Raw genomic sequence first — 9,689 nt, forward strand, 5'->3', positions numbered from 1 at the left:
CGATCGCCATGTCGACCAGCTCGGGCAGCGCCGCCTCGTCGAGATCGGGGGCCAGCTTGACGAAGAGCGGCGGCGCGTTGGGCACGGCGGCGCGGATCGCGTCGAGGATCGCGGCCAGACGGTCGGCGGCCTGCAAGTCGCGCAGGCCAGGCGTGTTCGGCGAAGAGACGTTGATCGCGACGTAGTCGGCATGCGGGGCGACCGCGGCGACCAGGGCGGGGTAGTCGGCCAGCGGATCGGCGCCCTCCTTGTTGATGCCGAGATTGGCGCCGAGCGCCGTGAGCGCGCGGTCAGCCCTGGCAAGGCGGGCGGCGAAACCCTCGATCCCGAGATTGTTGAAGCCCATGCGGTTGATCAGCGCGCCGTCATCCTCGAGGCGGAACAGGCGGGGCTTCGGATTGCCCGGCTGCGGCCGGCGGGTGACGGTGCCGGCCTCGACGAAGCCGAAGCCGAGGCGGGACAGGCCGGCGAGGGCGGCGGCGTTCTTGTCGAACCCGGCGGCGAGGCCGATCGGCAGGGCGATGGTCCGTCCGAAGGCCGGCATGGCGAGGCGCGGATCGGCGGGAACACGCTGCCTTCCGGCGAGGCCGAGGCGCAGCGCCGCAATGGCGGCGTTGTGCGCCGTCTCCGGTTCGAGAAGGCGCAGCGCGGCCGTCGCCAGATCAGCGACGGGCATTACTTCGCGAAGACCACGATCTCGGGTGTTGCGGGCGGCGGTACCGCGTGCAGCGGCGCCGAGGCGCCGAGCGAGACGTGATCGGGCGCGACACCGTCGGCGACGATGGCATCCGCGACCTGGGCCGCGCGCGGCGCGAGGCGCGCCATCGCCATTTCGGCGGCGGCGGGACCGCCCGCCGTCGGGCCGGTGACATAGACGCGGAAGCGCGCCTTGGGATTGATCTTCAACGCGGCATCCACCGCGTATTTCACCGATGGCGACCAGATTTCCGTGGATTCGGGGATGGTGACCAGCGGCAGGCGGCCGTTGAAGCTGGTGAGGGCCGCAACGTCGACCAGCGACGGCGCCCCGGCATAGGGTCCGGGCGTTCTTCGGCCGGGCACGGCACAGCCGGCGAGAATCGCGGGGAGGAGAACAAGGGTGAGGGTCGAGCGGCGCATGATCGGCCTTTACTGAAGCTTGGCCCCGGCGGCAATGGCAGGAGAATTAACGAAAATCCAGATCGCGCGGCACGGCGTCCGGATGGCCGGGCCCGGTGCCGCCGGGGTGCAATACAGCCCGCGCGCGGCACCGGGCAATCCGGCCTTTCCGGTCATGCCGGGCGCGAATCAGCCGCCGGTCGTCTTCTGCGTCTGCTCGCCAAGCCCGGCGATGCCGAGGCGCACGGTCTGGCCGGGCCGCAGGAAGACCGGCTCAGGCTTGATGCCCATGCCGACGCCGGGCGGTGTGCCGGTGGCGATGATGTCACCGGGTTCGAGCCGGATGAAGCGGCTGACATAGGAGACCAGCGTCTTCACGCCGAAGATCATCGTCCGCGTGTTGCCGTTCTGCATCCGCTTGCCGTCGACCTCGCACCAGAGATCGAGAGCCTGCGGATCGGGCACCTCGTCGCGGGTGACGAGGAAGGGGCCGGTCGGGCCGAAGCTCGGGCAGCCCTTGCCCTTGTCCCACGTGCCGCCGCGGCGGATCTGGTATTCGCGTTCGCTGACATCGTTGACCACGCAGTAGCCGGCGACGTGATCGAGCGCCGCGTCCTCGGCGATATGGGAGCCGCCGGTGCCGATGATCACGCCGAGTTCGACCTCCCAGTCCGTCTCCTTCGAGCCGGGCGGGATCACGATATCGTCGTTCGGGCCCGAATACGCGCTGCCGGCCTTGAGGAAGATGATCGGCTCCTCCGGCACCTTGAGCCCGGATTCGGCCGCATGGTCGGCATAGTTGAGGCCGATGCAGATGAAATTGACCGGCCGGGGAACCGGCGCGCCGATCCGCGTGCCGGCGGGCACCAGCGGCAGCGTCGCGGCGTCGAGCGCGGCGAGGCGCGCAAGCCCGGCATCGGAGAGAACGGTGGCGTCGATTTCGGCAATGACGCCGGAGAGGTCGCGCAGCGCGCCGGAGGCATCGACAATTCCCGGACGTTCGGCGCCGCTGGCGCCATGCCTGAACAGTTTCATATATTTAAACTCCCATTATAGTCGAGCACCGCTTTTAGGCCCGGCGGCGGCGCGGGCCAAGGGGCGGCGAAACGACGGTGATGTGTTCAGGATAATCGACAGACTGTCACGAAACGGCACATCAACCGCCAGGCTTGCGCGTGTTCCGATTAAAATAATAAGCTGACGATATTTCCTTTCTGCGAGGACCGTTCCATGAACCCGCCCGCTTCGCGCTCGAACGAGCCGCTGATCCATCACTGGATGCCCTTCACCGCCAACAAGCAGTTCCATGATGCGCCGCGCATCATCGCCCGCGCCGAGGGGGTGCATTACTGGAATACGGCGGGCGAGAAGCTGCTGGACTCGGTCTCCGGCCTCTACACCACGCCGGCCGGACACGGGCGGCGCGAGATCCGCGACGCGGTGGCGCGGCAGCTCGAGGAGCTGGATTACGCGCCGGCCTTCCAGTTCGGCGTGCCCGGCTCGTTCCGGCTGGCCACCGAACTGGCGCAGATGCTGCCCGCCGGGCTGAACCGCGTGTTCTTCGCCGGCTCGGGATCGGAAGCGGTCGAATCCGCGCTCAAGGTCGCGATCCAGTATCACCGCGTGCGCGGCCAGGGGCAGCGGCAGCGGATCATCGGCCGGGCGCGCGGCTATCACGGGGTCAATTTCGGCGGCTGGTCGGTCGGCGGCATGGTGAAGAACCGCGAGGCATTCGGCCTCGGCCTGCCGGGCGTCGCGCATATGCGGCACACGCACATCCCCGAGAACCGCTTCCAGATGGGCCAGGGCGAGCATGGCGGCGTCGATCTCGCCGACGATCTGCAGCGCATGATCGATCTCTATGGCGCCGACACCATCGCCGCCTGCATCGTCGAGCCGATCGCGGGATCGACGGGCGTGCTGGTGCCGCCGAAGGGCTATCTGGAGCGGCTGCGCGAGATCTGCACGAAGCACGGCATCCTGCTGATCTTCGACGAGGTGATCTGCGGCTTCGGCCGCACCGGCGCGCCCTTCGCGGCGGATGCGTTCGGCGTGGTGCCGGACATGCTGACCATGGCCAAGGCGATCACCAACGGCAACATCCCGATGGCCGCCGTCGCCGTGCGGGAGGACGTGCAGCAGGCGATTCTCGATGCCGCCGGGCCGGAGGCGGTGGAGTTCTTCCACGGCTACACCTATTCGGCGCATCCGGTGGCCTGCGCCGCCGCGCTGGCGACGCTGAAGATTTTCCGCGAGGATGACCTGTTCGCGCGCGGCGCGGCGCTGGCGCCGAAATTCCTCGAACGCATCGCGGCACTGCGCGACGTCCCGATCGTCATCGACACCCGCGGTTTCGGCCTGCTCGGCGCGGTCGATCTCGCGCCCGAGGGCGGGCCGGGCAAGCGTGGCTTCGCCGTGCTGCGCCGCGCCTTCGAACAGGGGCTGGTGCTGCGGGTTGCCGGCGATACGGTGATCTTCGCCCCGCTCTTCATCACCACCGACGACCAGCTCGACGAGATGTTCGACAAGCTGCGCAAGGTGCTGGCCACCGTCTGAACCGGCGGCCAGACAGGACACAGAGACAGGATCATAGATGTACAAGGACGTTTTGCTGCATATCGGCGGGGCATGGACGAAATCCGCCTCGGGCCGCACGCTCGACGTGATCAACCCGGCGACCGAGGAGGTGATCGGCACCGCCGCCCATGCGGGGCGCGAGGATCTCGACGCCGCGATCGCAGCGGCGGAGGCTGGCTATGCGACCTGGCGGGCGACGCCGGCATTCCAGCGCGCGGCGCTGCTGCGCAAGGCCGCCGAGCTGATCCGGGCGCGGATCCCCGAGATCGCCACGATCATGACGATGGAACAGGGCAAGCCGCTCGCCGAGGCGAAGGGCGAAACCACGGTCGCCGCCGACGTGATCGACTGGTTCGCCGAAGAGGCGAAGCGCACCTATGGCCGGGTGATCCCGGCGCGGGCGGCGGGCGTCTACCAGCTCGTGGTCAAGGAGCCGGTCGGCATCGTCGCCGCCTTCACGCCGTGGAACTTCCCGATCAACCAGGCGGTGCGCAAGGTCTCGGCCGCGCTGGCCGCCGGCTGCGCGGTGATCCTGAAGGGGCCGGAGGAAACGCCGGGCGCCTGCGCCGAGCTGGTGCGCGCCTTCGCCGACGCCGGGCTGCCGCCGGGCGTGCTCAACCTCGTCTACGGCGTGCCGGCCGAGATTTCCGAATATCTGATCCCGCACCGCGCGGTGCGGAAGATCTCCTTCACCGGCTCGACCGCGGTGGGCAAGCATCTCGCCGCCCTCGCCGGGGCGCACATGAAGCGGGCGACGATGGAACTCGGCGGCCACGCGCCGGCGATCGTCTTCGAGGACGCCGATCTCGACGCGGCGGCGAAGATCCTCGCCGCCAACAAGTTCCGCAATGCCGGCCAGGTCTGCGTCGCGCCGACGCGCTTCCTCGTGCAGGAGAGCGTCTATGACGGGTTCATGGAGCGCTTCCTCGGCGCGGTCCGGAAAATCAAGGTCGGCAACGGGCTCGAGGAGGGCACGACGATGGGGCCGCTCGCCAACGAGCGCCGCATCCCGGCGATCGAGGGCTTCATCGCCGACGCGACGAAGCACGGCGCGAAGGTGGCCGAAGGCGGCGAGCGGATCGGCAACAAGGGATATTTCTTCCAGCCCACCGTGCTGACCGACATTCCGACCACGGCGCGGGTGATGAACGAGGAACCGTTCGGCCCGCTCGCGCTGGTCAACCGTTTCTCGACCTTCGAGGACGCGGTGACCGAGGCCAACCGGCTGGAATACGGCCTCGCCGCCTACGCCTATTCGCGGTCGGCCAGAACGGTCACGGCGCTGGGCGACCGCATCGAATCGGGGATGATCTCGATCAACCATCACGGCATCGCCCTGCCCGAGACGCCGTTCGGCGGCATGAAGGACAGCGGCTATGGCTGGGAAGGCGGCGCCGAGGCGATCGAGGCCTATCTCGCCACCAAGTTCGTGACCCAGGCGTCGTAAGACGCCGAAGCGACCGGGGCGCTCAGCCGAGTTTCGGCGTGAGCGCCTCGGCCTCCATCGCATTGGCGAGTTCGATCAGGCTGGAGCGGCCAAACAGCCGCAGCAGCGAGAATTTCCGCTTCGGGCCAAGAAAGACCGGCTTCGCGCGCGGGCCGCAGCGCCCGGTGATCAGGCCGCGCACATCGCCGAATCCGTCGATCAGACCGCGTGCCTTCGCCGCGCTACCCAGCATGTAGGAGCCGTCGAACACCGTGTCGTCGCCTTTCAGGGCGGCGCCGCGGCGCTCGCGCACCCACGCCTTGAAGGCATCGTGAATGTCGTCGAGCAGCGCCTGGTTGAATGCGGCGTCCCCCGGCCGTTCGGGCGAGAACGGGTCGTTGCGCAGCTTGTTGGCGCCGGCGGTGACGATGCGGCGCTCGATCCCGAAGCGGCGGATCAGGTCATGCAGGCCGAAACCGCCGCCGACCACCCCGATCGAGCCGACGATCGACATCGGATTGGCGAAGATCTCATCGCCCGCACAGGCGATCCAGTAGCCGCCCGAGGCGCCGACATCGCCGATCACGGCGAGAACGCGCACGCCGGTCTCCTCAGCCTTGCGGCGGATATGCCGGCCGATCAGGTCGGATTGCACCGGCGAGCCGCCGGGGCTCTCGATCGCGAGGATCAGCAGCTTCGTCCCGCCCTTCGCGAGGTCGAAACCGCGGTCGATGGCCGAAGCAAAGCGTTCGAGATTGACCGCCCCCTCGCGCGGCGAGATCAGCCCGGCAAGCCGGATCACCGGCACGCACGGGCGCGACCACGGCAGGCGGAGCGTCATGGCAGCAGCGCCAGGGCGCGCAGGTCGCGCCGCAGCGCCGGCGGCAGGTCCTCGATGCCGGAAGTGCGGCCGCCTTCCGGCAGGTCGGCGGGCGCGTCGTCCGGCGCGAGGTAGCGCCAGCCCTGGAAGGGCTTCATCGGCCGCGCCTCGACCCGGACGAGCGTGGGGTCGAGCACGAGGCCGGTGCAGCGCGTGCCGTCATCCCAGACATCCTCGGTGACGTCGAGCACACGCTGGCGAACCAGCACGGCGCCGGTGATGACCCAGTAGATCGACCCGCCATCGGTCAGCTCCGCCGCGCGCTTGGGAAAGCTGCGGGTCTGGTGGCGCAGCGGCGGATCGGCCACGGCGCGGCGGCGCTGGATCTCGGCCAGGTGGCCGGGATCCTTCACGCCGACCGCGAGCTTGACCAGGTGGATCAAGCGGCCTGCCGCGCCGAGATCGCCTGCCAGACGCGCTCGGGCGTCGCCGGCATGTCGATCTCGCGGATACCGTCGACGGCAAGCGCGTCGATCACCGCGTTGATCAGCGCCGGCGGCGAGCCGACGGCGCCGGCCTCGCCCGCGCCCTTCACGCCGAGCGGGTTCGAGGCGCAGGGCACCGAGACGAACTCCACCTCGATATCCGGCAGGTCGTCGGCGCGGGGCAGCGCATAGTCCATCAGACTGCCGGCGACGAGCTGGCCCGACTCCGGGTCGTAGGCGGTGTTCTCCAGCAGCGCCTGCCCGAGCCCCTGGGCGACGCCGCCATGCACCTGGCCGCGCACGATCATCGGATTCACGATGGTGCCGACATCGTCGCACACCAGATAGCGCAGCACCGAGGTGACGCCGGTTTCCGGATCGATCTCGACCTCGGCGATGTGGCAGCCGTTCGGGAAGGTGTGCTTCTCGATCTTGGCGATCTCGGCGGTATCGAGCGCGTTGCCCTGATCGCCGTGCAGGTCCGCCGCCAGGGTGATGACGTCGATCGCCCGGTCGGTGCCGACGATGCGGAACGCGCCGTCCTGGAACACGATGTCGGCCTCCGCGGCCTCCAGATGATCGGCCGCGGCCTTGCGGCCCTTTTCGAGAATGGTCGCGGTGGTCAGCGCGATGGCCTGGCCCTCGGAATAAAGGCTGCGCGCGCCGCCGGTGCCGCCACCCTGCGGAATCGTGTCGGTATCGCCCTGGCGGACGCGGATCTTGTCAGGATCGATGCCGAGCCGGTCGTTCACCAGCTGCACATAGGCGGTTTCATGGCCCTGGCCGGTGGACTGGGTGCCGACATAGACATCGACATGCCCATCCCTGGTGAAGCGGATCTCGGCGCGCTCCTCCGGCGCGCCGCCGGTCGCCTCGAGGTAATAGGCCATGCCGATGCCGCGCCGCTTGCCGGCGGCAGCCGACTTCGCGCGGCGGGCGGGGAAGCCCTTCCAGTCGATCATGTCGAGCGCATGGTCGAGCACCTTGTGGAAATCGCCCGAATCGTAGGTCTGCGCCATCGCGGTGGTGAAGGGCATGGCGCTCGCCGGCACCATGTTGATGCGGCGCAGCTCGGCGCGGTCGATCCCGAGTTCGCGGGCGGCGGCGTCGATCAGCCGCTCGACGAGATAGTTGCTCTCCGGGCGGCCGGCGCCGCGATAGGCGTCGACCGGCACGGTGTTGGTGAACACGCCGAACACCCGCGCATGGATCGCCTTCATGCCATAGACGCTGGCCAGCACCTTGGTGCCGGCGAGGGTCGGGATGAAGGGACCGAAATTCGAGAGATAGGCGCCCATGTTCGCCGTGTCCGTCACCCGCATGGCGGTGATCCGGTGATCGGCGTCGAGCGCCAGCTCGCCGATGGTGATGTGGTCGCGCCCATGCGTGTCGGAGAGGAACGCCTCGCTGCGCTCGGAGGTCCATTTCACCGGCCGGCCCAGCTTGCGGGCGGCGTGGCAGACCATGACATGCTCGGGATAGACGAACAGCTTCATGCCGAAGCCGCCGCCGACATCCGGGGTGATGACGCGGAACTTCGCCGGCTCCACCTTGAACACGGCGCCGGCGAGGCAGTCCTTCAGCAGCCAGCCGCCCTGGGTGTTGGTGGTCAGCGTCCAGCGGCCGGACGCCGCGTCGAACTCGGCGCGGGCGGCGCGGGGCTCCAGCGAGTTGACGACGATGCGGTTGTTGACGATGCGCAGCTTCGTCACATGCGCGGCGGCGGCGAACAGCTCGTCCACCTTCGCGGCGTCGCCCACCGCCCAGTCGAAGACGCGGTTGGCCGGCGCGTCGTCATGCACGCGCGGCGCGCTGTCGGACATCGCGCTGGCCAGATCGGTGATCGAGGGCTTCGTGTCGTAGCGGACATCGACCAGCTCGGCGGCATCGCGCGCGGCCTGCGCGGTTTCGGCGACGATATAGGCCACCGGCTCGCCGACATGGCGCACCGCGCCCTGGGCGAGGGCCGGGCGATCGGCCTGGGCGCGCGGCGTGCCGTCCTGGTTCTTGATCGGCACCATGCAGGGAATCGGCGCGATGCCCTCGGCGGCGAGATCCGCGCCGGTGACGATGGCGACGACGCCCGGCACCGCGCGGGCGGCCTCGGCGTCGATCCCGGTGATCGTCGCGGCGGCGTGCGGCGAACGCAGGACGTGCAGGTGCAGCGCGCCCTCGCCCGGAACGTCGTCGGTATATTGTCCAGCGCCGCGCAGCAGCCGCGAATCCTCGACGCGCTTGACCGGCTGGGCAAGACCGAATTTCACCATGATCGATTCCTCATCTTCCAGTTGCTGACGGCGGCCGCAGCGCGCCTTCCCTGCGCTCAGGATATGGGTCGGTCGGGAAAATACAATAGACCGGCAAGGCAACAGCGGTTTGCCCTCGGCACGAAACAGGCCATATGCAGGCGATAGAATGTGTTTGGGACCGGCCACGGGCCGAAAGGAGCAGACATGCAGATCAACGCCGATCTTCGCCAGCCGGCGCTCGTCGATTCGGCGGCGCTCGACTGGATCGCCTCGCCGATGGCCGGCGTGGAGCGACGGATGCTGGAGCGCGACGGCGGCGAGGTGGCGCGGGCGACCTCGCTGGTGCGCTACGCGCCGGGTTCGGCCTTCAGCCCGCACCGGCATGACGAGGGCGAGGAATTCCTGGTGCTGGACGGCGTGTTCTCGGACGAGACCGGAGATTTTCCGCGCGGGCATTACGTGCGCAATCCGCCCGGGTCGCGGCACACGCCCTCCAGCGCGCCGGGGGCGACGATCCTGGTGAAGCTGCGGCAGATGCCGCCGGAAGAGGCCGCGCCGGTGCGCATCGATACCACCGATCCCGGGCTGTGGCGCGAGCGGGCGCCGGGGTGGTCGGAAGCGCTGCTGTTTTCGGCGCCCTGGGAGCAGGTGGACATGATCCGCCTCGCCGCCGGGATCGAGAGCGCGGAGCAGGCATATCCGCGCGGGGTCGAGATTTTCGTGGTCGAGGGGTCGATCGCGCGGGACGGCGCGACGCTCGGCGCCGGCACATGGCTGCGGCTGCCCGCCGGCAGCCGGCTCGCGCTGGCCAGCGCCGACGGGGCGCTGCTCTACCGCAAGAGCGGCCATCTGCCGGCGGCCGCCTGACGCCATGCACGACCTGATCGTGGTCGGGGCGGGCCTTGCCGGGCTCGCCCTCGCGGCACGCGCGCAGGAAGCGGGCCAGGATGTCGCGGTGATCGAGGCGCGTTCGCGAATCGGCGGGCGAAGCCTCGTGCATCGCACCGCTTCAGGCTGCTACGATCTCGGCCCGG

At 69.4% G+C, this 9,689-nt stretch carries 10 protein-coding genes; 4 read left to right on the plus strand and 6 right to left on the minus strand.

The genetic code is table 11. From position 1 onward, the window contains the following. The 3 genes from pyrD to APM_RS15550 all read right to left on the minus strand — a co-directional run. Window positions 1-676: dihydroorotate dehydrogenase (quinone) (gene pyrD, locus APM_RS15540; protein WP_007424335.1), on the minus strand; the 676-nt coding region annotated here is incomplete at its 3' end. Further along, window positions 676-1,119: a hypothetical protein gene (locus tag APM_RS15545; RefSeq protein WP_007424334.1), complete on the minus strand. Its 444-nt coding sequence runs from the start codon at window positions 1,117-1,119 to the stop codon at window positions 676-678. The genes APM_RS15545 and pyrD, both read right to left, overlap by 1 nt. Window positions 1,120-1,287: 168 nt before the next feature. Then, window positions 1,288-2,133, minus strand: a complete 846-nt coding sequence (locus tag APM_RS15550) for a fumarylacetoacetate hydrolase family protein (RefSeq protein WP_007424336.1) — start codon at window positions 2,131-2,133, stop codon at window positions 1,288-1,290. Window positions 2,134-2,328: 195 nt separating this feature from the next. Here APM_RS15550 and APM_RS15555 point away from each other — a divergent pair, with 195 nt between their 5' ends. Both APM_RS15555 and APM_RS15560 read left to right on the plus strand, forming a co-directional pair. Further along, window positions 2,329-3,654: an aspartate aminotransferase family protein gene (locus APM_RS15555; RefSeq protein WP_039888963.1), complete on the plus strand. Its 1,326-nt coding sequence runs from the start codon at window positions 2,329-2,331 to the stop codon at window positions 3,652-3,654. 37 nt (window positions 3,655-3,691) lie between these two features. Further along, the gene (locus APM_RS15560) at window positions 3,692-5,122 is read left to right on the plus strand and encodes an NAD-dependent succinate-semialdehyde dehydrogenase (protein WP_007424338.1); all 1,431 of its coding nucleotides are present in this window, start codon (window positions 3,692-3,694) and stop codon (window positions 5,120-5,122) included. A 22-nt stretch (window positions 5,123-5,144) separates the two neighbouring features. Here APM_RS15560 and APM_RS15565 read toward each other — a convergent pair whose 3' ends face one another. From APM_RS15565 to APM_RS15575, 3 genes are read right to left on the minus strand one after another with little or no spacing between them, the layout of a single operon-like run. Next, window positions 5,145-5,942: a S49 family peptidase gene (locus APM_RS15565; RefSeq protein WP_007424339.1), complete on the minus strand. Its 798-nt coding sequence runs from the start codon at window positions 5,940-5,942 to the stop codon at window positions 5,145-5,147. Continuing rightward, window positions 5,939-6,364 carry a DUF1489 family protein gene (locus tag APM_RS15570; protein WP_007424340.1) on the minus strand — a complete coding sequence of 142 codons (426 nt, stop codon included), beginning with the start codon at window positions 6,362-6,364 and terminating at the stop codon, window positions 5,939-5,941. The genes APM_RS15565 and APM_RS15570 overlap by 4 nt, the downstream gene beginning before the upstream one ends. Then, window positions 6,361-8,673: a xanthine dehydrogenase family protein molybdopterin-binding subunit gene (locus tag APM_RS15575; RefSeq protein ID WP_007424342.1), complete on the minus strand. Its 2,313-nt coding sequence runs from the start codon at window positions 8,671-8,673 to the stop codon at window positions 6,361-6,363. The genes APM_RS15570 and APM_RS15575 overlap by 4 nt, the downstream gene beginning before the upstream one ends. Before the next feature lie 186 nt (window positions 8,674-8,859). Between APM_RS15575 and APM_RS15580 the strand changes: the two genes are divergently transcribed. Next, entirely contained in the window at window positions 8,860-9,522 is a 663-nt protein-coding gene (locus APM_RS15580; RefSeq protein ID WP_007424341.1) for a cupin domain-containing protein, read from the plus strand. 4 nt (window positions 9,523-9,526) lie between these two features. Beyond that, the coding region (locus tag APM_RS20640; protein ID WP_007424343.1) for an FAD-dependent oxidoreductase at window positions 9,527-9,689 on the plus strand (163 nt) is incomplete at its 3' end.

This window comes from Acidiphilium sp. PM (assembly GCF_000219295.1).
Lineage (GTDB): Bacteria > Pseudomonadota > Alphaproteobacteria > Acetobacterales > Acetobacteraceae > Acidiphilium > Acidiphilium multivorum.